This is a genomic window from Nonomuraea sp. NPDC049269 (assembly GCF_043197155.1).
Taxonomy (GTDB): domain Bacteria; phylum Actinomycetota; class Actinomycetes; order Streptosporangiales; family Streptosporangiaceae; genus Nonomuraea.
In genome coordinates this window covers 39,559-60,486 of the sequence record NZ_JBICSO010000002.1, presented here as the reverse complement: position 1 = coordinate 60,486, position 20,928 = coordinate 39,559, and the positions used below count along the sequence as shown (strand labels likewise).

At 72.2% G+C, this 20,928-nt stretch carries 17 protein-coding genes; 8 read left to right on the top strand and 9 right to left on the bottom strand.

Annotation, left to right across the window (positions count from 1 at the left end):
• Nucleotides 1-6 precede the first annotated feature (6 nt).
• Nucleotides 7-1,119, top strand: coding sequence for an AAA family ATPase (locus tag ACGFNP_RS09670; RefSeq protein ID WP_358338196.1), 1,113 nt, complete (start codon nucleotides 7-9; stop codon nucleotides 1,117-1,119).
• Nucleotides 1,116-3,875 (top strand): DUF5682 family protein, encoded by a 2,760-nt coding sequence (locus ACGFNP_RS09665; RefSeq protein WP_393316771.1) that lies wholly within the window; start codon nucleotides 1,116-1,118, stop codon nucleotides 3,873-3,875. The genes ACGFNP_RS09670 and ACGFNP_RS09665 overlap by 4 nt, the downstream gene beginning before the upstream one ends.
• Before the next feature lie 107 nt (nucleotides 3,876-3,982).
• Here the strand turns inward: ACGFNP_RS09665 and ACGFNP_RS09660 are convergent, their stop codons facing one another.
• A complete protein-coding gene (locus ACGFNP_RS09660; protein WP_393316768.1) occupies nucleotides 3,983-4,759 on the bottom strand; it encodes an SGNH/GDSL hydrolase family protein in 777 nt (258 codons plus the stop codon).
• A gap of 3 nt (nucleotides 4,760-4,762) precedes the next feature.
• On the opposite strand from ACGFNP_RS09660, the gene ACGFNP_RS09655 reads away from it, so the two are divergent.
• The gene (locus ACGFNP_RS09655; RefSeq protein WP_358338204.1) at nucleotides 4,763-4,942 is read left to right on the top strand and encodes a hypothetical protein; all 180 of its coding nucleotides are present in this window, start codon (nucleotides 4,763-4,765) and stop codon (nucleotides 4,940-4,942) included.
• Nucleotides 4,943-4,990: 48 nt separating this feature from the next.
• On the opposite strand, the gene ACGFNP_RS09650 is transcribed toward ACGFNP_RS09655, so the two are convergent.
• Nucleotides 4,991-7,285: a xanthine dehydrogenase family protein molybdopterin-binding subunit gene (locus tag ACGFNP_RS09650; RefSeq protein WP_393316765.1), complete on the bottom strand. Its 2,295-nt coding sequence runs from the start codon at nucleotides 7,283-7,285 to the stop codon at nucleotides 4,991-4,993.
• 182 nt (nucleotides 7,286-7,467) lie between these two features.
• On the opposite strand from ACGFNP_RS09650, the gene ACGFNP_RS09645 reads away from it, so the two are divergent.
• A complete protein-coding gene (locus tag ACGFNP_RS09645) occupies nucleotides 7,468-9,747 on the top strand; it encodes a hypothetical protein (protein ID WP_393316762.1) in 2,280 nt (759 codons plus the stop codon).
• Between the two features lie 2 nt (nucleotides 9,748-9,749).
• On the opposite strand, the gene ACGFNP_RS09640 is transcribed toward ACGFNP_RS09645, so the two are convergent.
• Entirely contained in the window at nucleotides 9,750-10,037 is a 288-nt protein-coding gene (locus tag ACGFNP_RS09640; protein WP_393316759.1) for a hypothetical protein, read from the bottom strand.
• A 57-nt stretch (nucleotides 10,038-10,094) separates the two neighbouring features.
• Between ACGFNP_RS09640 and ACGFNP_RS09635 the strand changes: the two genes are divergently transcribed.
• Nucleotides 10,095-10,589 carry an MSMEG_6728 family protein gene (locus tag ACGFNP_RS09635; RefSeq protein WP_393316756.1) on the top strand — a complete coding sequence of 165 codons (495 nt, stop codon included), beginning with the start codon at nucleotides 10,095-10,097 and terminating at the stop codon, nucleotides 10,587-10,589.
• Here the strand turns inward: ACGFNP_RS09635 and ACGFNP_RS09630 are convergent.
• The 3 genes from ACGFNP_RS09630 to ACGFNP_RS09620 form a co-directional block, all read right to left on the bottom strand.
• The gene (locus ACGFNP_RS09630) at nucleotides 10,582-11,676 is read right to left on the bottom strand and encodes a Dyp-type peroxidase (protein WP_393316753.1); all 1,095 of its coding nucleotides are present in this window, start codon (nucleotides 11,674-11,676) and stop codon (nucleotides 10,582-10,584) included. The genes ACGFNP_RS09635 and ACGFNP_RS09630 overlap by 8 nt on opposite strands.
• Nucleotides 11,673-12,197 carry a copper chaperone PCu(A)C gene (locus tag ACGFNP_RS09625; protein WP_393316750.1) on the bottom strand — a complete coding sequence of 175 codons (525 nt, stop codon included), beginning with the start codon at nucleotides 12,195-12,197 and terminating at the stop codon, nucleotides 11,673-11,675. The genes ACGFNP_RS09630 and ACGFNP_RS09625 overlap by 4 nt, the downstream gene beginning before the upstream one ends.
• 74 nt (nucleotides 12,198-12,271) lie before the next feature.
• The gene (locus ACGFNP_RS09620) at nucleotides 12,272-12,814 is read right to left on the bottom strand and encodes an MFS transporter (protein WP_393316747.1); all 543 of its coding nucleotides are present in this window, start codon (nucleotides 12,812-12,814) and stop codon (nucleotides 12,272-12,274) included.
• A gap of 107 nt (nucleotides 12,815-12,921) precedes the next feature.
• Between ACGFNP_RS09620 and ACGFNP_RS09615 the strand changes: the two genes are divergently transcribed.
• Genes ACGFNP_RS09615 through ACGFNP_RS09605 form a run of 3 tightly spaced genes read left to right on the top strand, consistent with a single transcriptional unit; the run spans nucleotide 12,922 to nucleotide 14,697 of the window.
• Entirely contained in the window at nucleotides 12,922-13,521 is a 600-nt protein-coding gene (locus ACGFNP_RS09615) for a TetR/AcrR family transcriptional regulator (protein ID WP_393316744.1), read from the top strand.
• Nucleotides 13,518-13,892 carry a VOC family protein gene (locus ACGFNP_RS09610; RefSeq protein ID WP_393316741.1) on the top strand — a complete coding sequence of 125 codons (375 nt, stop codon included), beginning with the start codon at nucleotides 13,518-13,520 and terminating at the stop codon, nucleotides 13,890-13,892. The genes ACGFNP_RS09615 and ACGFNP_RS09610 overlap by 4 nt, the downstream gene beginning before the upstream one ends.
• Before the next feature lie 43 nt (nucleotides 13,893-13,935).
• Complete coding sequence (locus tag ACGFNP_RS09605) at nucleotides 13,936-14,697, top strand: hypothetical protein (protein ID WP_393316739.1); 762 nt, start codon at nucleotides 13,936-13,938, stop codon at nucleotides 14,695-14,697.
• A 38-nt stretch (nucleotides 14,698-14,735) separates the two neighbouring features.
• On the opposite strand, the gene ACGFNP_RS09600 is transcribed toward ACGFNP_RS09605, so the two are convergent.
• Genes ACGFNP_RS09600 through ACGFNP_RS09590 form a run of 3 tightly spaced genes read right to left on the bottom strand, consistent with a single transcriptional unit; the run spans nucleotide 14,736 to nucleotide 20,839 of the window.
• Nucleotides 14,736-17,327: a LuxR C-terminal-related transcriptional regulator gene (locus ACGFNP_RS09600; RefSeq protein WP_393316736.1), complete on the bottom strand. Its 2,592-nt coding sequence runs from the start codon at nucleotides 17,325-17,327 to the stop codon at nucleotides 14,736-14,738.
• A 48-nt stretch (nucleotides 17,328-17,375) separates the two neighbouring features.
• Nucleotides 17,376-17,537, bottom strand: coding sequence for a hypothetical protein (locus ACGFNP_RS09595; RefSeq protein ID WP_214635288.1), 162 nt, complete (start codon nucleotides 17,535-17,537; stop codon nucleotides 17,376-17,378).
• Nucleotides 17,538-17,572: 35 nt separating this feature from the next.
• Nucleotides 17,573-20,839, bottom strand: a complete 3,267-nt coding sequence (locus tag ACGFNP_RS09590; protein WP_393316733.1) for a BTAD domain-containing putative transcriptional regulator — start codon at nucleotides 20,837-20,839, stop codon at nucleotides 17,573-17,575.
• Nucleotides 20,840-20,928 lie beyond the last annotated feature (89 nt).

Genomic DNA, 20,928 nt, shown 5'->3' with positions numbered 1-20,928 from the left:
CCGCGAATGACCGAGATACTGCGTGCCCCCGCCGAGGTCAAGTACGCCGAAGAGCTCGACTGGCTGGAGTCCGTGGACGACGGCCCCAAGCCGTTCTCGTGGCGGCTCAGCCCCCGGATGGTCCGCCTGTTCGTGCTCGGCTCCGAGCGCTCGGACGGGCTCGACCGGGAGATCCCGCAGAAGTGGTTCGGTGACCGCAGCTTCGTCGAGCGCAGCATCGTGACGCTGGCCTCCGACCGAGGCCTGCTGCTCATCGGCGACCCGGGCACCGGCAAGAGCTGGCTCGCCGAGCTGCTCTCGGCGGCGATCAGCCGCAACTCCACCCTGGTCGTCCAGGGTACGGCCGGCACCACGGAAGACCACATCAAGTACTCGTGGAACGTCTCCATGGTGATCGCCAAGGGGCAGTCGCGCCAGTCGATGATCCCCTCGCCCATCATGACGGCGATGGAGCGGGGCGTGATCGGCCGCTTCGAGGAGCTGACCAGGTCGACCAGTGACGTCCAGGACGCCCTGATCTCCATCCTGTCCGAGAAGTACGTCTCCATCCCCGAGCTCGACGACGACAACATCGTGTTCGCCCAGCCAGGCTTCTCGATCATCGCCACCGCCAACAGCCGGGACCGGGGCGTCAACGACCTGTCGTCGGCGCTGAAGCGGCGCTTCAACTTCGTCCGCATCCCGATGGTGACCAGCAAGACCAGCGAGGCGGAGATCGTCCGCTTCCGCACCACGGAGCTGCTGCGCCGGCACCGCATCGAGCTGGAGCTGCCGCCCACGCTGCTCGACATCCTGCTACAGAGCTTCGCCGACCTGCGGACCGCGGCGGCGTCGGCCAAGAGCGACGACGACAAGCTCGAATCGGCGCTGTCCACGGCCGAGCAGATCGGTGTGCTCGAAGACGCCATCCTGCACAGCCAGTTCTTCGGCGACCGCACGCTGCGGGCGGAGACGCTCGGCGGCTCGCTGGTGGGCTCGCTGGCCCGCCGCCAACCGGAGGACCTGGCCATCCTGAACAAGTACTGGCACGGCATCGTCGAACCCCGCAGCAAGAAGGACGGCGGGCCGTGGACGGACTTCCTCGAAGGTGGCCGCCAGGCCATCAAGACGCTCTCATGAGCCCGTTCGGCGCACTCCGCGAGCAGCTGCTGGACGCCGCCGCCGCGTTCGCCGGCGAGCCGGACACCCTGGCCGGGATCCTGTCGGGCCTGGTCGACGACGTCGACCGGGCGCTGAGCGAGGAACTCGAGATCTTCCCGGTGTGCCACCACTCGCCGGCCTCGGCGCTGGCCATGGTGCGGCGCCTGCGCGAGAAGCAGCCCAAGGTCATCTACCTGGAGCTGTGCGAGGACCTGCGGCCGCTGCTCGACGAGCTGCGCAACTGCCGCCTGCCGGTGGCGTTGCAGGCGTTCGCCACGGACGTCGACGGCTTCCCGGCGAGCTGGGAGCCGCTCAGCGTGGTGGCGCCCATCACGGAGGCGTCGGCCGAATACCAGGCGATCTCGTACGCGCTGGAAACGCCGGGCGTCGAGCTGGTGCTGGTGGACCGCTCGTCGGACCACGTCTTCCAGTGGCTGCCCCGCGAACCGGCCGAGGCCAAGCAGGGCGGAGAGGACGTGGGCCTGCACGGCGACGCCGTGGGCGTCGAGATCGGCGACCTGCGGCCCCGCTTCGCCGAGCTGGAAGAGCACCTGCTGCACCACGGCAAGGTCCGCCACTGGTCGGAGTGGTGGGACCAGTACGTCGAACAGCCGCTGACCGGCGCGGACTACGAGTCGTACCGGCAGGTCATGGTCCTGATCGGCAGCCTGTTCCGGCGCCTGCGCCCCGAAGGGGACCAGCGGACGGACCGTGACGAGGACCGCGAGCGCCACATGTGGACGCGGATGCGCGAGCACCTCGCCGCGACGGGCGCCGACCCGGCCGAGTGCCTGTACGTCTGCGGCGCGTTCCACGCGGCCAGCCGGGTGGAGCAGTTCGGGCTGGCGTCGGACGCGCCCTTCGAGATCAGCCCCCGTACGGCCACGCGCTGGCTGTACGGGCTCATCCCGTCGAGCAACTCCGCCATCGAGGCCCAGTTCGGCCTGGCCTCCGGCTCGATCTCGATCGCCGCGGCCACCTGGGACAAGGCGTTGCAGCGCGGCGGCGTCAAGCCGTACCAGATCGCGGGCCAGAAGGCCGGTAAAAAGAAGGCGAGCAAGAAGCCGGTCGCGCCGGCCGCGCCGGAACCGGTTACTGACCGGCTGTCCGGCTTCCTGGCCAAACCGCCGGTCCTGGACGGCCTCGACGAGGCCGAACTGCTCGGCTGGTCCGTCGACATCGTCCGGCTGGCCCGGCGTAACGGCTACCAGTCCAGCACGGCCGACGCCATCGCCGTGTTCGAGACCGCCATCCTGCTCGCGGGCCTGCGCAACCGGGGTCGTCCCACGCCGTACGACTTCCAGGACGCCGCGGTCACGTGCATCGAGAAGGACACCGTGCCGGGGCGCCGGGACGTGCGCCGCCTGTGCGAGATCCTGCTCGGCGGCGACCGGATCGGCCAGGTGGGCTACCACGCGATGCCGCCGCTGGCCCAGGACGTGTTCGACCGGCTGGAGCCGCTGGGACTCGACCTGAGCAAGCGCACGGTGCAGCGGGCGCTCATGGACCTCAAGGCGGACCCGGATCTAGTGCCCTGCTCCGACCTGCTGTGGATCCTGCGCCACCTGCTGCCCGACGACGCCGTGCGGCCCATCATGGGCGCGCGGCGGCTGGGCGAGCGGGCGATCCAGGAGAGCTGGGACCTGACGATCGGCAAGCACCAGCGCTCGATCATCGAGCTGGGCTACGAGGGCGTCACGGTCGAGCAGGTGCTCGAACAGCGGCTGCGGCGCGCCGTGTACGACCCCAAGACGACCGCGGCCGGAGCGCTCGCGGCCGTCGAGGACTCGATCCTCTACCTGCGCAGCCGCCGGTTCACCGACGAGCTCGGCGCCCGGGCCGTGGAGCTGCTGGCCGCCGAGCGGTCCGTGGACGACGCGCCGGAAGTGCTGCGCCGGATCAGGCGGCTGCTGGCCCACTACCGCGCGACCGAGCCGGAGCTGCCGGCCTGGTGCGAGGCGTTCGTCACGGCGGGGTTCGCGCATTACTGCACGCTGCTGCCGACCGCCTTCGTGGACGAGGCCACCGGGGTGCGCCAGGTGTCGGCCATGCTCGGCTTCCTGTTCACCATGGAGAGTCTGGCGCTGGCGCTGGGCTGCGAGCGGGCCCAGCTGGAGATCGCGGTACGGCAGTCGCACCCGGAGCAGCCGGCCAAGGTGGCCCTGCTGTGGGCCGCCCAGTACCTGCTCGGCACGCTGCCGCTGGCCGAGCTGCGGGCGCGCTGTGACGAGCTGCTGGACAACCCCCTGGTCGTTCCGGCGTTTCCGCAGTACATGAGCGGGTTCGCGCAGGCGATGGAGCCGGCGCCCGCGCTGGCGTCGTTCGTGGTCGAGCTGATGTCGAAGGCTTTCGGCCGGTTGCCCGACTCCGTTCTGTTGCCGTGGCTGCCCGGTCTGATCACGACTCTGCGGGAGCAGGCCGGGGAGCTGGTGCCCGTACTGGTACGGGAGGCAGGCCGGACGTTCCCCGGCGCTCTCTCCGCGCTCGACCAGTGGACGCCGCCCTGGTCGCCGAAGGCGGCGACGTCAGGCGCGGCGGTGCCCGCGTCGGCGGGGCCGGTGACGGACCTGCTGGCCGGACATCCGGCCGCGACCGACGCCATGGCCGCGCTGCTCGGTTGCGACGGCGGCTGGCAACAGCCCGCCGGAGGCCCGTCCACCGGCGAGGCAGGCGCCCTCCTGACCCGCCACCCCGAGACCGCCGCCGCGGTGTCGGAGCTACTCGTCCACGCCTGATCCCGGCCGCGCCGACCGGCGGCCCGCACCAAAAGGGCCGCACCAAAAGGGCCGCACCAAAAGGGCCGCACCGAGCGACCGACCGGCGGCGCCGGCCGATCGGTCGGTTACTGCGGTGGCAGCGGGATCGGGCCGAGTTCGGGGCGTTTGGCGACGCGGCCGTCGCCTGAGGAGCGGCCGCGTAGGCGACGGTAGATCCACGGGCCGGCGAAGGTTGCGACCCAGCGCACCTCCGCGCCCGCGACCCGCCAGCCCGCGCGCCGGGGCACCGGTGTGAGCGGGACCGACCAGGTGTCGTCGCTGCCGGGCAGCCCGATCGCGTGGGCGATGGCGGCGGCGATCCTGGCGTGGCCCAGCGGGCTGGCGTGCAGCCGGTCGCTGGTCCACATCCTGGGGTCGGTGGTGAACGAGTGCGGAAAGGTGTCGACGACGATGACACCGTGGCGGGCGCCGGCGGCCCGGATCCGGGCGTTGAGGTCGATCACGCGGGGGAGCAGCCGCCGGGCCAGCGGAGCGATCTTGCCGATGTCGGGGAAGGTCACGGTCACCACGCACGCGCCTGACGCCGTGAGCTGCTCGAACATCTCCTCCAGCGCCGAGGCGACCGCGGCCGCGTCGAAGCCGGGCCTGATAAGGTCGTTCATCCCGGCCATCACCGTGGCCAGGTCGGGTCGCAGCTTCAGCGCCGGGCCGAGCTGCTCGTCGCGGATCTGCCCGGCCAGGCGCCCGCGTACGCCCAGATTGGCGTAGAGAGCGTCGGGGTTCGCCGCGGCCAGGTGTTCGGCGAGCCGGTCGGCCCAGCCGCGGTGGCCCCGGACGTCGTCGCCGTCGCCGAGGCCCTCGGTCTGGCTGTCACCGAGGGCGACATATCGGGCGTAGGTCACTCGGTGCACTCTATCGAGGAACCCCGGGCATTTACTGTTTATGCCCGGGAGAAATCGCTGCTGAAATTCATGTTCGAGTCGTGCGGCTTCGCTGAGCACGCCGATGTCAACGCTGCTCGCAACATCGCCACCCGCGGCGTTGCGAGCTGGGCAGTGAGTCACGCTGCCGACGACGCGGCCTGACCCGTACCCCCCATGTACGGCGAAGAGCTGCAAGCTCGGTCCTTCAGTTCACGGCCGAGAAGCCTGACAGAGTAGAGCCCATAGGACCGCCGGGGTCAACGGCGTCTGGGTGATGCGGCCGGCGATCTCCGGCAGGGCGGCGGCGATGGCGTTGCCGATGGCCGCCGGCGGGCCGATCGTCCCCGACTCCCCGGCGCCTTTCATACCGCCCGGTGTACGCGGCGAGGGCACCTCCAGCATCGCGACCCGGATGTCGGGGACCTCACGTGTGGTCGGCAGCAGGTACTCGGAGACCGGCTGCCCCTCCTCGGTGTAGACGATCTCCTCCGTCAGCGCCATGCCGATGCCCTGCGCGATCCCGCCCCGGACCTGGCCCTCCACGATCGCCGGGTTGACCAGCACCCCCGAGTCGTTGACGGCCCAGTAGCCCTCCACCTCGACCGCTCCGGTCTCCGGGTCGACCGCGACCGCCGCCGCGTGCGCCCCATAGGCGTACGTCATGTCGGCCGGATCGTAGGAGACCCGCTCCTCCAGCCCGGGGGTGGCCCCCTCGGGCAGATCCCATCCGCGCCACGCCGATGTGGCGATCTCCCGCAGCGTCAGCGACACCTGAGGATCCCCCTTGACGCGTACGGCGGAGTCCACGATCTCCAGGTCGGCCGGCGCCGCTTCGAGCCGGTGGGCGGCCAGGGCCACGATCTTCTCCCGCAGCCGGTCCCCGGCCAGGGCCAGCGCGCCGCCGCCCACCGTGAGCGAGCGGCTGGCGATCGACCCGATCGAGGAGTACGGGGTGGCCGAGGTGTCGCCCAGCACCACGCGTACCCGGTCGATCGGCACCCCCACCCGGTCCGCCGCGATCTGGGACAGTGCCGTCTCGATGCCCTGCCCGACCCCCGACACGCCCGCCGAGACGATGACCGAGGCGTCCTGTTCCATCCGCACGATCGCGGTCTCGAAGCCTCCGGCCAGCATCCCCATGGCCTTCATGCCCATCGACGAGCCGAGCCCGGTGGCCTCCACGTGGCAGGAGTAGCCCACGCCGCGCCTGCGCCCGTCGTCGCGGGCCGGGGGAGCGACCAGGTCGCGCAGGGTACGCAGGGCGAGGGGGTAGTCGCCGGAGTCGTACGACTGCCCGAGTCGCGACGTACAGGGGAGTTCGCCGGGTCCGAGCATGTTGCGCAGCCGCAGCTCCACCGGGTCGGCGCCGAGCCGTCTGGCCGCCTCGTCGATCAGCCGCTCCCTGGTCCAGGTGGCCTCGGGCTGGCCGAAGCCGCGGTAGGAGCCGGTCGGGGTGGTCGTCGTGACGACGGCGCGCAGCCGTACCCCGGCCCGGTCGAAGCGGTAGGGGCCGGGCAGCATCGTGGCGGTCACCGCGAACGGTGAGATGCCGACGTTCGACGGGTGGCCGCCGAGGTCGCCGACGACGTCGGCGTGCAGCGCGACGAAGCGCCCGTCCGCGTCGAACGCCAGGCGGGCGCGGTGCACGGCGGCCCGCGACGGCAGGGTCGAGGCGAGGCGGTCGGTGGGCGACTCCGTCCAGCTCACCGGGCGGCCCAGGCGCATGGCGGCGAGGCAGATGAGAGCCTCGTCCGGATACAGGTGCTCCTTCCCACCGAAACCGCCGCCCGCGTCGCCGGTCACGACGCGTACCCGGTCGTGCGTGAGCCCGAGCGCGTCCGCGGCCTGCTCGCGTACGTGGTGCGGAGCCTGCGTCGAGGTACGCACGGTCAGCTCGCCGTCGGCGTAGTCGGCGACGATCCCGCGCGGCTCCAGCGGGTATGGTGTGGCCCGGCCGAACGCGCACGTCATCTCGACCACGTGCGCGGCCCCCGCGATGGCCGCCTCGCAGTCCTGGTCGCCGAGGGTGAAGTCGGTCAGCACGTTGCCGCCCCAGTCGGGGTACAGCAGCGGGGCGTCGCCGGCCAGCGCCCGCTCGATCCCGATCACCGGGGGTAGCGGCTCGTAGTCGAGGTCGATCAGGTCGGCCGCGTCCCTGGCGGCCTCGGGCGTCCGCGCGACCACCACGGCGAGCGGCTGGCCCACGTAGCGGATCGCCTCGTCGAGCGCCGGATAGGAGGTGATGGGCTGGCCGGGGCTCATGGTCACGCAGGGCAGCCGGATCGCGGCCGCGTCGCCCGGCGTGATGACGTCGAGCACCCCGTCGACCGTCCACGCCTCCTTGGCGCCGCAGCTCACCAGCCGTCCGTGGGCGATGGGGCTGCGGACGACGATCGCGTACGCCATCCCGGGCAGCCGGACATTCGCGATATACCGGGCGCGCCCGGTCAGCAGCCGCGCATCCTCGCGGCGGGGCGTCCTGGCACCCACATAACCATCAGCCATAGCCCGATTGTGAGCGAGGTCGTGCGCCCGGTCCATCAGCATCGGGACGCGGTCACAGGGCAGCCTCCCAGATGGTCCGGATATGGCGCTGCTTTGGCAAACGATGCGTACGGGCCCTGCTCCCACCTTGCGGATCTGACAAGGTCGACGCGGCTGTGACCAACCTTCCGTCTAGGAGACACATGCTTGAGGTCCGGTCTCCGGCCGTCGTCCCTTCCGTGCCCGCTCGCCGATGGCGGCTGCTCCGATCCGGCTGGCTACCGGTCGCGTTCGTCGTCCTTCTGGCGGTCGTGACCCTCAACGCCTATGCGGTGCCTCTGCCCGAGATCGGGGTGTTCAGCGCCTACGTCCTCCTCGGCGTGACGCTGCCCGGGATGCTGTGGTGGCGGGCCCTGTCCGGCACGCCGCGGTCGCCGGTCGCCGACGTGGCGGCGGGGACGGCCCTGGGCTACGCGCTGGAAGTGCTGACCTACATCCCCGCGCGCTGGCTGGACGTGCCGCAGGTGTTCCTCGCCTGGGTCGGGGTGACCTACCTGCTGTTCGCCGCGATGCCTACGTTGCGACGGCACTGGCCGGCTCGCGGCACTTCGGACAAGGTGCCGGTGGGATGGTCGTGGGCGATGGCGGGCCTGGTCGGGTTCGCGATCCTGTACGGCGCCGCCACGTTCTTCCGGACCCATGGGCTGAGCTGGCCGGGCAACGGTGCTCCGTATATCGACCTCCCCTACCACCTGGCCATGGCAGGCGACGTCAAGCATCACATCCCGGCGATGTTCGCGAACGTGGTCGGCGAGGCGCTTCACGACCACTGGTTCGCCTACGCCGACCTGGCGGCCACCAGCTGGGCGACCGGCCTGGAGCTCCAAACGCTGCTGTTCCGGCTGTCGCCCCTGCCGATGGGCGCGGTCTTCACCGTTCTCATCGTCGTGCTGGCCCACCGGCTGAGCGGCCGGTGGTGGACGGGCATAGCGGCAGCGGTGATCACGTTCTTCGCGACCGCGCCCGACCCTTACGCCTGGACGGGCGTGATGGTGCCGAGCGTTGGCGGCGCGGGCTTGCCATGGGTGAGTCCCACGCAGACTTTCGGCGCACTCCTGTTCGTCCCTCTGGCGCTCCTGCTGGTCGACCTCGTGCGTCGCCCCGGCGGGCTGAACGGGCGATGGGTGCTGGTGCTCGTGCTGATGCTCGCGGAAGTCGGGGGGAAGGCGACGTTCCTTCCGCTGGCCCTGGCGGGAGTGGCGCTCGTCCTCGCCGTCCACCTGATCGTCCATCGCAAGGTGCACAGGGCCGCGGCGGTGCTGACGGGTCTCTGCCTGGCGTGCATGGCCTTCGCCCAGATTGTGGTGTTCCAGGGGGAAACCAAAGGGCTGCGCTTCGCGCCCTTTCACCTCATGCGGTGGCATGAGGACAGGCTCGGCCGGGATGCCGGGCTACTTCTCCAGAGGCGGGATGAGCTGCTGATCGTGGTGGCGATCTACCTGGTGAGCTGGGTGGTGGTATGGGGCGGTGCCGTGGGGTTGCTGCGCCGGCGGCGATGGCGGACAGATCCAGCCGTGGTGTTGCTGGCGGGCATCGGCATGGCGGGGGTCGGCGCCGTGTGCGTGTTCGGGCATCCGGGGCTCAGCCAGGGGTACTTTCTCGGGTCGGCCGCGCCGTACCTGACGATCCTCGCCACCACGGGTCTCGCCGCCACGCTGCCCGAGAGGCGGCCATGGCCGGTGGCTCTGCCCGCATTGACGGCAGGGGCCGTCGCGATCTGGGCCATCGAGTCGTGGGTCGCCGTCGCGCGGCCGCATGGCGGGAACGTCGTGATCGAGCGGGTGATCCCGTACGCGCTGCTGGCGGGGGTGGCGGCTGTCGTCGCGCTGGTGCTCGTCCTGACCGGACGGCGTGGCCGGACCTGGTGCGCGGTGCCGGTCTTCGCGCTGGGCTGCTGCCTGTACTCGGGATACGCGCCGCGGTTGGCTCCCCTGTGGAGCATCGCGGAGGCGCCGCCGGTGAGAGATCCCGAACTGCTGCATGTCGCGGAGGGCGGGGTGACCGCGGCGCGCTGGCTGAGAGATCACTCCTCTCCTGATGATCTCGTCGCGGTCAACGCGCACTGCCGCAGGCCGGCGGGCGGGTGCGACAACCGGCACTTCTGGATCTCCGCGTACGCGGAACGCAGGATCCTCGTCGAGGGCTGGGGATACATCAATGGCGCGAACAGCCGGGCGGCCCTGATAGGCAGCCCTACCATGGGCACCATCGAGTTTCTGGACCCGAAACGGCTGGCGGACAACGACGCCGCCTTCCTCCACCCCAGCACGGAGACGGTCGGTGGGCTGCGAGACACGTACGGGGTCCGCTGGCTGTTCGTCGACGACAGATATCCGGCTCTGACCTCCGAACTAGGCCGGTTCGCCGCCTTGAGATTCCGAGCTGGGCACTGCTGGGTCTACGAGGTCACGTCGTCCGCATGAGCTCACCCTGCGGCCTCCCACACGGCCTCGAAGGCGGCTCCGGTGATCTCGGTCAGGTCCCAGATCTCCACCGCCTGCTCGGTGAGGAAGCCGTGCTCGTCGTTCAGGTGGCGCCACCAGTAGCGGTGGGCGGTGCGGTCCGGACCGATCTCGACCTGCCGGACCGCCCAGTGCTCGCCGTCGCCCTCGACGGTCTCGAACAGCCAGATGCCACCACGCTCGTCGTCGCCGCGCCAGTGGTGGCGTGGCAGGTCCGACTCGGTGAGCTGCTTGATCAGGTCAGGAAACACGGCTCCACTCTAGGTTGATCGCGAGCCGCCCTGGGTAGCCGGTGGGCATGAGGCGCTGTGCAGACGTTCCTGCCTTATCCGGACTTCGCGCGCACCGCGGCGGTCCTAGACCCGCTGCGGCTGGGTAAACAGCGGGTCGAGACCCTGCAGATCCTGCGCGCCCTCACGATCCCCGGCTACGGCTGGCGGCACCACCCGGCCGTGCGCATGTGGGCGGGCTACGAGGAGGCCCTGGTGCGTTACGGGCTAGACGTGTGCGGCCGGTGGTGTGCCATCGGCCGCGCCGACACCTGTGCCGGCACCCTGGCGAGGGAGTTCGCCGAACACTGCGGCGGCACCGCCGTCCGCCGCCAGGCACGCCTGGAAGCGGACGGCGAGCTGCCGCCGTGGCTGGGTGACGCCGGCTTCCACCTCAGCCACCGCTCCGCCCTGCTGCGCAAGGCGCCCGGCTTCTACCGGCCGCTGTTCGGTGACGAGCCCGACGACCTGGCCTACGTCTGGCCCGTCTCCGGTCGGCCGCCCGCGTGCCTGCCCGGCCGGGAGTTCAGCTGAGCAGGCCGTCCCCGATCCAGCCCTCGGGTGCGCAGCCCGGCGGGATGGCGAAGACGGCCGAGCCGATCGGCGTGATCCACTCGTTCAGCAGGTCGCCCTTGGCCAGGTTCCGCTGGATGGGCACGAACTGGCGGTCGATGTCCGCCTGGTAGGAGGCGAACAGCAGCCCTGAGTCCGACTTGCCGTCCGGAGTGAGACCCTCGTCGTAGTTGTAGGGACGGCGCAGGATACGCAGCCCCGGATCCGTGACGTGGGCCCGCCTGATGTGGGCGTACTCGGAGATGATCGGGAAGCCGAGCCGGTTCACCTGGCTGTAGTCCGGCTCGTCGCGTTCGGCCCGGCCGGTCAGCGGGGCGCCCGTGTCGAGACGGCGGCCGATCGTGAACTCTCTGGCCACCCGGTCGGCGGCGTCCCATGTCTCCAGCTTCATGCGGATGCGGCGCAGCACCAGGGTGGTGCCGCCGCGCGCGGGTCCCTGGCCGATCCATACGGCCCGGTCCAGGTCGGCGGGCTGAATCGTGCCGTCGACCTGGCCCATCAGATTGCGCCGGGTGGCGCTCTGGAAGCCGCGCTGTACCCAGCGGACCTCGGTGAACGAGCGGGTGTCCTTGACGATCACCCGGAGCGCGTGGGCGACGGTGACGCTGTCATCCGCGCAGATCTGCACCAGCAGGTCGCCGCCGCTCCACCGCTTCTCCAGCTTGTCGACCGTGAACGTCGGCAGCGGAGCCACCGGCGACTCCACCTTCGCCGCCGCGAACAGCCCCGGGCCGAAGCCGAACGTGATCGTCAGCCGGGCGGCCGTCACCGCCAGCTCCGGCTCGGTGTCGGCGAGCGCGGGCCGCCCCTGGGTGAGGCGGCGCGCGTCGTCGGTCAGCAACTGGAGGAGCCGGACGATGGCTTCCTTACCGGTGTCCGGCAACAGGTCGAGGCCTACGAAGACGGCGTACGCCTGCGGCGGCGTCGCGATCCCCGCCTGGTGGATCCCGTGGAAGGGCTCGACGGTGGTGGCGTGCGCGGGGCTCGCGGTCAGGGCGCCGACAGCCGTCAGAGCGCCTCCGGCGATGAGACCCCGGCGGCTGATCACTTGTGCCCCATACCGGGCTGGTAGTCCTCCTTGCCGCCGGCGAAGTCCTTGCCGATCGCGGTGAACTCCAGCGGCTCGCCGCCCTTGACGGTGAGCGTGAACGGGATCTTGGCACCCGGCAGCACTTCCTGGGCGACGCTCATCAGCATGATGTGGTCGCCGCCGGGCCGCAGCTCGTGCGTGCCGTGCGCGGGGATGACGAAGCCGCCCTCCTTGGGCCGCATGATCATCTTGCCGCCGGACTGCACGACCTCGTGCAGCTCGATCTTCGGAGACAGCGGCGAGGCGCCGGAGACGACCGTCACCTCGGCATCGGTGTTGTTGACCAGCGTGCCGAAGGCGGCGCTCATCCCCTTCTTGGCGGTCTTCACCCAGGGATCGGTGATGGTCAGCGCAGGGGACTGCTTGGCCGCGACGGCGGGGGACCGGGTGGCCGGGGCGGCGGCCACCTGCTGGGAGCCGCAGCCCGCGAGCGCGACGACGGCGGCGGCTGTGAGCAGCAGGGCATGGCGAGAGAACATGGAAAAGGCCTTTCTTCACCCGGTACGGCACGCGAAAGCGCGCCCCGCCGGGCGTGGTCGTCGAAAACGGGGGGTCAGCTGGTTTCGACGACCATCGGCGGACCCCGCCCGGAGACCATGTGCCGCAGCACGGCCGAGCGGAAGACCGGCGGCTCCGTCGTACACGGAGCGGCGAACGGGACCCGGGCCACGGACGGCAGCATGATCAGCAGCCGCACGGCCAGGCGGCGCAGCAGACCCCAGAGCACGGCCTCGCCGCGCGCCAGCCACAGGGCGGTCAGCCCGACGGCCCAGCCGTGCGCGACCAGCATGCCGAGGCCCGGCACCAGACCCGAGTGCAGGTGGCCCGTCGCCGCGACCGGCGAGGCGGCGTGGGCCAGCGAGAACACCAGGTGCAGGACCACCTGGAGGCCGCCGAGCAGCGGCAGGATCGTGCCCACCGTCCGCTCACGCCCCGACAGCGGGAACGCCGCCGCCAACGACAGGCCCAGCGCGGCACCCGTGGCCGGGGCTCCGACCGTGCCACCGCCGAGGGCGTGCGCCGCCACACCCAGCCCGAGGCACACCACGGCGAACACCGCGGTGCGGACGAGGCGGAAGGGCAGGCCGGGGGTCACAGTGCGGACATCATGCCACGGCCATCGGCCGCCCCGCGATCAAGCATCGGAGTGAATACTCACTCCGCTATTGACGGAGTGAGCACTCACTCCGTACTGTGGTTCGTATGAGTGAGAAACCCGTCCGGCGCAGGGCGCCGGGAATGAGCCCCGAGGAGCGCCGCGCGATGATCGTCGCCGCCGCCCTCCCCCTGGTGGCCGAGTACGGCACCGCGGTCACCACCAGCCAGATCGCCAGGGCGGCGGGCATCGGGGAGGCCACCATCTTCCGGGTGTTCGCCGACAAGGACGAGCTGCTCGACGCCTGCATGGTCGAGGCGATGCGGCCCGACCACGCCGTCACGGAGATCGCCTCCATCCCGCTCGACCAGCCGCTGGCCGAGCGGCTCGCCGACGCGGCGGACGCGCTCTCCGCCCACCTGGCGCGCATGGGCACCGTGGCCGGCGTCCTACACTCCACCGGTCACCGGCGCGGCGAGCAGGGCGTCCGTCCGCAGCCGCAGCCGGGCAGCCGCGAGGCGTCCATGCAGCTGATCGGCGACGCGATCGCCGACCTGCTCGAACCGGATGAGGCGTCGCTGCGACTGCCCGCCGAGACGGTCGGCAAGGTCTTCCTGGGCCTGCTGTTCGTCCGGCCGGCCGTCCTGTCCACGAGTCAGCTTGTCGAGGTGTTCCTGCACGGAGCCATCAAGGAGGAGTCGGCGTGACTGTTTCCCTCAACCACACGATCGTTCCCGCGGCCGACAACAACAGGGAGGCCGACTTCTTCGCCGAGATCATGGGGCTGGAGCGACTGCCGCCTTCGGGGGCCCGCGGGCACTTCGCCCCTGTGCGGGTCGGCGAGACCCTCACGTTGGACTACATGGCTGTTGAGAATCCCGAGGGGCATCACCTGGCCTTCGACGTCGATCCCGCCACGTTCGACGCGATCCTGGCCCGCATCCAGGAGCGCGGTGTGCCGTACGGGAACCATCCCGCGACCCCCGACAACGGGCGGATCGACCACCCGCTCTGCCCGCGCGGGCTGTTCTTCACCGACGCGGTCCGCAACCTCTACGAGGTCATGTCGCCCGAATGAGTTGATGAACACTGCCGCGTTCTCACCGGCATAATGACGCCCAATGCCGAAATTTCATGATCTGTCGGAGTATGCGGCGACCATCGGTCCCGTCGTCGACGCGGTCCACGTGAACGTGCACGCCTCGGCCCGCAAGGAGGTGGCGGGGCTGCCGCTCGGCTTCCTGACCGACCTGCGCTTCACGCTCCCTGTCCGCGCGCTGACCCGGCGCTCGCTCGCCGGCATTTATCGGTACGGTGACGCGGCCTCGCTCGATGCCGAGATCCGGGACCACCTGGAGCGGGGCATGCTGGAGGAGGACGGAGACGGCGCGCTGCGGCCGACGGCCGAGGCGCTGGCGTTCATCGACGGGCTCTACGCCGTGCACGCCGCCACCACCGCGCGGATCTGGGCGGGTCATGATCTCCAGACGCTCGCCGACCTGGCTGGACGGGTGGTGGACGCGGCCGGTGCCGCTTACGGTCGCGAGCCTGGTGGCGACGCCAATGGTGAGCCCAGTGGCGACGCTTATGGTGAGCCCGGTGGCGCTTTTGCCGCGATGGCGCCGCCGTACGAGCCGGTGGGCACACCCGCGGGCGTGCTGCTGTTCAACCGGCTCGCCGCGCTGCGCTACCACCGCGCTGACGCGCACGCTGCCGCCTGGCGGGCCGCCGGTCTCACCGCCGCCGAGGTCGTCGCGCTCGGTCCGGGGCCCCTGCGCGACCGGATCGAGCGGGAGACCAACCAGCGGGCCGCCGCGCCGTACGGCGCGATCACCGAGCACGAGCGCGCGCTCTTCCACGACGGCCTGCTGGCGCTGGTCTAGAGCGACTGGGCTCCGGTCCGGAAGGATCGGGCACCGGTCTAAGGGGACGTCAGCAACCGCCCCACCTCCGCCCGGTCGTTGACGCCGAGCTTCTCGTACACGGCCTGCAGGTGGTTCGCGGCCGTCCGGGTGGAGACCGTGAGCCGGGCGGCGATCTGCCGGTTGGTCAGGCCGGCCGCCGCGAGCTGGACGATCTCCCGCTGCCGTGGCGTCAGCTCGGGCGTGGCCAGCTCCACCAGCGCGGGCGTCGAGACCCCCGGGCAACGCCTGGCCAGGGCCCACGCCCTGGTCTGCGCCCCCTTGGCCAGGGCGCCCCGGCCCAGAGCGCGGTAGGCGGCGGACTCCTGGGCGGTGGCCTCGGCGGCGTACAGGATCATCCCGAGCCGCTCGAACTCGGCCGCCACCGCCCGCAGCTCCTCGGGGTCGCGGGTGGCCCGCGCGTGCCTGGCCAGGAGCTCGACGAGGGGCCCGTCCACCCGTTCGGCCAGCGCTGGCAGCCGGTCGGCGGCCAGCTCGGGAACGCCGAGCCGCACCAGATCGTGCAGTGCGAACATCAGGTGCCCGAACTGCTCGTGCTTCTCCGCGACATCGGCCGCCGACAGGCACAGGCGTACCGCCCCGTCCAGGTCACCGCAGCCCGCCGCCACCCACACCGCGGCCTGCAGCGTCGGATGGCGGGTGAACGCCCATCGGGAGGCGAGCTCCTCGGCCTCGGGCAGCAGTTCGCGCGCCTCCGCAGTCCTGCCCAGCAGCGCCAGAGCGTGCGCCTGCTCGGCCAGGCACCGACCCCGGTATGGTGAGCGGTCGTGCAGCCCGGCGGCGTCGTCGCGGCTCCAGCGTACGGCGCCTTCCGCATCGCCCCGCAGCCTGCTGGCCAGCGCCCGAAAGGCCCCGAAGCCGGAGACGGACAGCTCGGCCACGGCCAGCTCCATGCCGTAGTCGGCGGTGCGTTCCGCCGCGTCCAGCCGCCCGGCGAACGTCTCGGCGGCGCAGCGCGCGTCGAGCATCGTCGGCAGCGCGTGCGGCGTCTCGTCCCCCCAGCCGTCCGCCCCGGCCAGGGCCTGCTCGACGACCGCGAGGGTGTGCTCGCTCCGGCCCGAGTAGGCGCTGGACCAGGCGTCGAGCGCGGCCACGTGCGCCGCGCCGCGTACCGTGATCGGCGTGCACGCGCGGGCCCGGTCGAGCGACTCGACCGCTCTGGTGGTGCGGCCCGCCCAGAACTCGGCCACGCCGAGGTAGATGTACGCCTCCTGCCGCCAGGCCGGGTCGGTGAGGGTGCGCGCCGCCTCGCCGAGCACCTGACACGCCTCGGCGAGGGCGCCCGCCCAGGCGTGGTTGAGGCCCAGGCTGATGGCGTGTTGCGCGCGTTCGCTCTCGGTGACGACCGCCCGCGCCGTCTGCCGGAGCGCCGTCAGCGCGGCGTCGGCGTCACCCAGCACCATGAGCGCCTGGCCGAGCAGCGCGACCGCGGCCACGCTCGCCCCCGCCTCCATCGCGGCCCTGGCCAACCGGGCGGCCAGGCGGGGATCCTGCCTGGCCCAGGCCAGGCCGGCGGCGACGAGCAGCATGTCCGGCTCGGCCGTAGAGCCGCTGTCGAGCCGCCACACCGCCGCGCGCAGCACGTCCTCGCGCCGCCGCAGCCCGCTCGCCTCCAGCGCCTCGGCCAGCATCCGCAGCCGCCGCCGCGTCCGCAGCGTGCCGCAGCCGCCGCGTACCACCTCGCCGTAGAGGGGGTGGCCGAGCCGCAGGTGCTCCCGCTGCCCGTCGCGTACGGCCACGATCAGCCCGCGGTCCTCCACTCGCTCCGTCGCGCTCGGCGAGGTGAGCGAGACCAGCAGCTCGGTGCCGAGCGGCTCGCCGAACGCCACCAGTTCCAGCACCTCGCGCTCGTCCTGGTCGAGGTGCCCGATCCTGGCGTCGACCAGCTCACGCAGCCGGGTGGTCATCGACAGCTCGCCCTGCCAGCGCCACTGACCGTCGGTCTCGGTCAGGCAGCCGGCGCTGCGACCGGCGTGTACGAGTTCGCGCAGGTAGAGCACGTTCCCCTCGCTGACCCTGGCCAGGTGCCTGACCGTCGGCCCGGCCACCTCCCCGCCGAGCGCCCCGGTCAGCACCTCCGCGACCTCGGCCACGGTCAGGGGCGGCAGCTCGATCCGGCAGAGCAGCTCGTCCTTCCACAGCGCGGCGACCGGCGCGGGCAGCGGCTCACCGCTGCGCACCGTGACCAGCAGCCTGGCGGTGCCGCTCTCCGCCAGGTGGTGCACCAGCGCCGCCGACGCCGGATCGAGCCGGTGCGCGTCGTCCACGCTCACCAGCAGCTCGTCCCGCCCCGCGCTGATCCGCAGGTGCCGCGCGGCCCACCGCAGCAGGTTCTCGCCGCTGCCGGGCGGTCCGGTCAGCGCGTGCGCGAACGCGCCGAACGGGATCACCGCCGCCGTCTCCGTGCCCAGCGCACGGACCACCCCGTACCCCTTCAGACCCGACAGCGCCTGCGCCGCCAGCCTGCTCTTGCCTACCCCCGCGTCCCCGGCGATCATCACGCCAGCTCTCGACCGCAGAGTCTCCCGTACGGTCGCCAGCTGACCCCCTCGCCCGACGAACGGCCATGCGCTCCCCAGCTGCTCGCTCATCGTGCCTCCTCTCACCCTTGATGGTGGTGAGGAAGGTTCGCGGGAGGTTCAGGGCTGATCTGGCTTCAGACCGGCGGCGGAGAGTAGCAGGTCGACCACCGCCTCGCTCCCACTGAACGGCACCGGTTCGCCCCCGACTTCTTCGAGCAGCCCGCGAAGCTGGCCGCCGGACTGCTCCGGCTCGACCAGCCGTACGATGACCGTCCTCATTTCGGCACCATCTCGCCGAACGGTTCAGGTCAGGTTCAGGTGGGGTAGGGCGCGGGCTCCACTTCCAGCTCACGCATCCGTTCGGCGTACAGGGCGTAGCGCCGCCGCGCGTCGCCGCGCCGCCCCGCCGAGTCGAGCACCCGCACCAGCCCGAGGTGGGCGCGCTCGTCGTAGCGGTCGCGTTCGAGCAGCCGCAGCCAGTAGCGGGCCGCCTCGTCGTGCCTGCCCTCGGCCGCCCGCGCCGTCGCGAGCCTGGCGGCCGCCTGCACGTACGCCAGCCTGGCCTCCTCGCGCAGCCCCACGGCCCAGTCGGCGTACGGGTCCTCCTCACAGAAGTCGCCCCCGTAGGACGCCTCGGCCTCCGCCCACCGCGCCAGCGCCTCCACCGGCCGCCCCGCCTGATCCAGCTGTACGGCCGCACCAACCAGGCCGAGGAACCCCTCCACGTCGACGTCCACGTTCGCCAGATCGAGCCGCAGCGCACCTTCGTCGGAGACGACGAACTCGTCCGCGGGCCGTACATGAGCCGGATCGAGCACGCCCCGCAGCGTGGACACCATCACGTTCAGCCGCTTCAGCCCGACCGAGTCGCCCTCCTGGTCCGGCCAGAGGATCTCCACCAGCCGCTCCCTGCTGATCGCCGCGCCCCGGCGGCTGACCAGGATCTTCAGCAGGTCGCGGGCCTTGCGCGACTGCCAGGCGGTACGCGCGACGGGCACCGCGCCACGCAGCACTCGGAACGTTCCCATGGTCTCGACCAGCACCCGAGCCTCCGCCGCCGGCGTGAACCGGCCGACCAGCGCGTCGATCCTGGCATCGAGCGCCCGGCAGCCGATCGCGTGCATGCGGCTCCTGACCCGGTACGCGACCTCCCTGCCGGTCACCGCGTCGCCCAGCGCGGCCCTGATCAGCTCGGCCCTGGCCCGGCCGACCGGATCGCCGAGCGCCGACCACCGGCGTACGGCCTCGTCGGCCAGCAGGGAGTCGCCGTCGAGCGCGGCGCGCAGCTCCACCATCGCGGCCTGGGCCGCGTGGTCCCTGCGCCGCACGGCGACCGGCTCGGCCTCGGCCAGCAGCGCCCTGGCCTCGTCATAGCGCTTGGCGGCCAGCGCGACGCGGGCCGCGACCAGCCTGGCGTTCACCCCGGCGATGCCCTCCGCGTGCTTCAGCGCCCGCGCGGCCACGCGAGCCGCCTCGTCGGGATCGTCGTCCGCGAGCAGCACGGCCAGCTTGTTCAGCGCGTTGGACAGCTCCTGGACCTCGCCGGACGCGCCGGCGTCCGCGATGATCCGCCGATAGATGGCCATCGCCGACCTGCGGTCGCCACGCAGCACCTGTACGTCGGCCAGCCGGATCAGCCCGTAGCCGACGAACCGCGACCCCATCGCCTCCCACCTGGCAGCCGCGTCCGCGGCGTCGATCGCCGCCTCCTCCAGCCGGCCGAGGCCGATGAGCGCCTTGGCCCGGTTGGCGATGTTCAGCGCGGCGTACGGGGCGAACGACACCAGATCCGACAGCCTGGCCGCGATCTCGACCTCCGCCAGCGCCCTGGCGTAGGCGCCCTCGTCGAGATGGCAGGAGGCGCGGTTGGCCCGGATGCGGATGAGCTGGACGACGTCCCCGGCCCGCTCGGCGTACTCCAGTGCCCTCAGGTAATAGGCGTCGTTGGCCCGCCGGTCGCCGTCGAGCGAGGCGAGCATGGCCTGCACGGTGCAGGCCGCGGCCAGGGCACCCGGATCGCCCAGCGCACTGGCCAGCTCCAGCGCCCGGTCCGCCAGCTCGGCGCAGCCCGCCCGGTCCCCCTTCAGCCAGAGCACCGACGCGGTGGAGGCCGCGCACATCGCCGCGTCGGCGGGCGGCAGGCCGTACTCGAAGCCCTTGGTGTAGATGGCGATGGCCGAGTCGAGGTCGCCGCGCAGGTGGTCGATGAGGCCGAGCCGCCTGGCCAGGAACGCGTCGAACACCGACGTCGCCGCCGCGCGGGCGAGCAGGTCCCGCGCCCGGTTCCAGGCGCCGCGGTTCTGCTCCGCGATGCCGGCCAGGCGGAGCATCGCGGGCGCCTGCCTGGTCGGCTCCGGCAGCAGGCCGAGCGCCGCCACCACGTCGTCGCCGCGCTCGGCCAGGTGCGGGCCGTGCGTGCCGAGCAGCGAGGTGACGAGCGTGGTGTGCCGGGTGGCCACCGCGGCGCGCAGGGCCAGCTCGGGCTGGTCGTGTTCGACGTACCAGCGGGCGGCGACGGCGGCCGTGTCGTGCGCCTCGTGCCGGTCGAGCGGCGCGTGCGCGGCCAGTACGTGGGCGCTGGTGGCCGTTAACCGGTAGCCGCTGGTCAGGGCCGGTCCGTGCGCGATGGCCGGCCCGTGTCCGCTGATCGCGGCCGGCCGGTGCCCGTCGTGGCTCGCCTCCAGAAAAAGGCCCCGGCTGGTCAGCGAGGCCAGCGTGTCGGGCGGGGCGCCCAGCGCGGTGGCGAGGTCGTCGGTGAGCACCGGCAATACAGTCGCCGCCCGCAGCAGCTCGCGCATGGTCGCGGGCAGGTCGTCGAACGCGGACAGCGTGAGCCGCTCAAGCGTGGCAGAGGTGGCGGCCAGGCCCGCGGCGGTGCCCGGCCAGGCGGCGGGATCGGTGCGGGCCAGCGCGTCGAGCGCGGCCCGTACGGCGGCCGGCCAGCCGCCGCAGGCGTCATGCAGCGTGGCGGCGATCGCGGCCCCCGGCTCGCCCAGCCGGTCGCGCGCCCAGGCCGTGGTCTCCTCGATCGTGAGCGCGAGGTCGGTCGCGTCGAGGTCGAGCACCTCGTGGTCCTGGCGCAGCCGGGCCGTGGGGAACGGCAACGGCGCCCGCGAGGCCGTGACCACGTGCAGATGGCGAGGGGCCGCCCGGATCAGCGTCTCGACATAGCGTACGGAGCCGGCCGCGCCGATGATCGTCTCGATGCCGTCGAAGACCAGCGCGAGCCCCCGTCGCAACCGCCCGGCCAGCGCCTCGGCCAGCGCGCCCGCCAGCGCCGCCGCTCTGGACAGCTCGTCGGCGTCGGGCCCGAGGGGGGACTCGGCGGCGGCCGCGAGCTCGGCCGGCAGGTCGGGAACCGCCTCCGACAGGGCCGCGACCAGGGCGCCGGCCAGCGTGGTCAGGTCGCGATCGGCGGGCCCGAGCCGGTGGAGCACCGCCCCGACATCCTCGCTCCAACTCGTCAGGGCGATCGACTTGCCGTAGCCCGTGGTGGCCACCAAAGTGGTGAGCCTGTGCGTCAGCGCCCCGTCGAGCCGCCGGTCGAGGGCGGGACGGGGTTGCACCCACCCACGTTCCACCCACGCATGCTACGCCGGGGATCGCGAACGACTCCAGAGTTCGCAAAGTGCCACCTCCCGGTAACCAGGGGGGAGGCGCACTATGGTCG

Coding starts and splice junctions, on each gene's coding strand:
- ACGFNP_RS09670 (WP_358338196.1), top strand. CDS start 7: ATGACCGAGATACTGCGTGCCCCCGCCGAGGTCAAGTACGCCGAAGAG.
- ACGFNP_RS09665 (WP_393316771.1), top strand. CDS start 1,116: ATGAGCCCGTTCGGCGCACTCCGCGAGCAGCTGCTGGACGCCGCCGCC.
- ACGFNP_RS09650 (WP_393316765.1), bottom strand. CDS start 7,285: ATGGCTGATGGTTATGTGGGTGCCAGGACGCCCCGCCGCGAGGATGCG.
- ACGFNP_RS09645 (WP_393316762.1), top strand. CDS start 7,468: ATGCTTGAGGTCCGGTCTCCGGCCGTCGTCCCTTCCGTGCCCGCTCGC.
- ACGFNP_RS09625 (WP_393316750.1), bottom strand. CDS start 12,197: ATGTTCTCTCGCCATGCCCTGCTGCTCACAGCCGCCGCCGTCGTCGCG.
- ACGFNP_RS09615 (WP_393316744.1), top strand. CDS start 12,922: ATGAGTGAGAAACCCGTCCGGCGCAGGGCGCCGGGAATGAGCCCCGAG.
- ACGFNP_RS09605 (WP_393316739.1), top strand. CDS start 13,936: ATGCCGAAATTTCATGATCTGTCGGAGTATGCGGCGACCATCGGTCCC.
- ACGFNP_RS09600 (WP_393316736.1), bottom strand. CDS start 17,327: ATGAGCGAGCAGCTGGGGAGCGCATGGCCGTTCGTCGGGCGAGGGGGT.
- ACGFNP_RS09595 (WP_214635288.1), bottom strand. CDS start 17,537: ATGAGGACGGTCATCGTACGGCTGGTCGAGCCGGAGCAGTCCGGCGGC.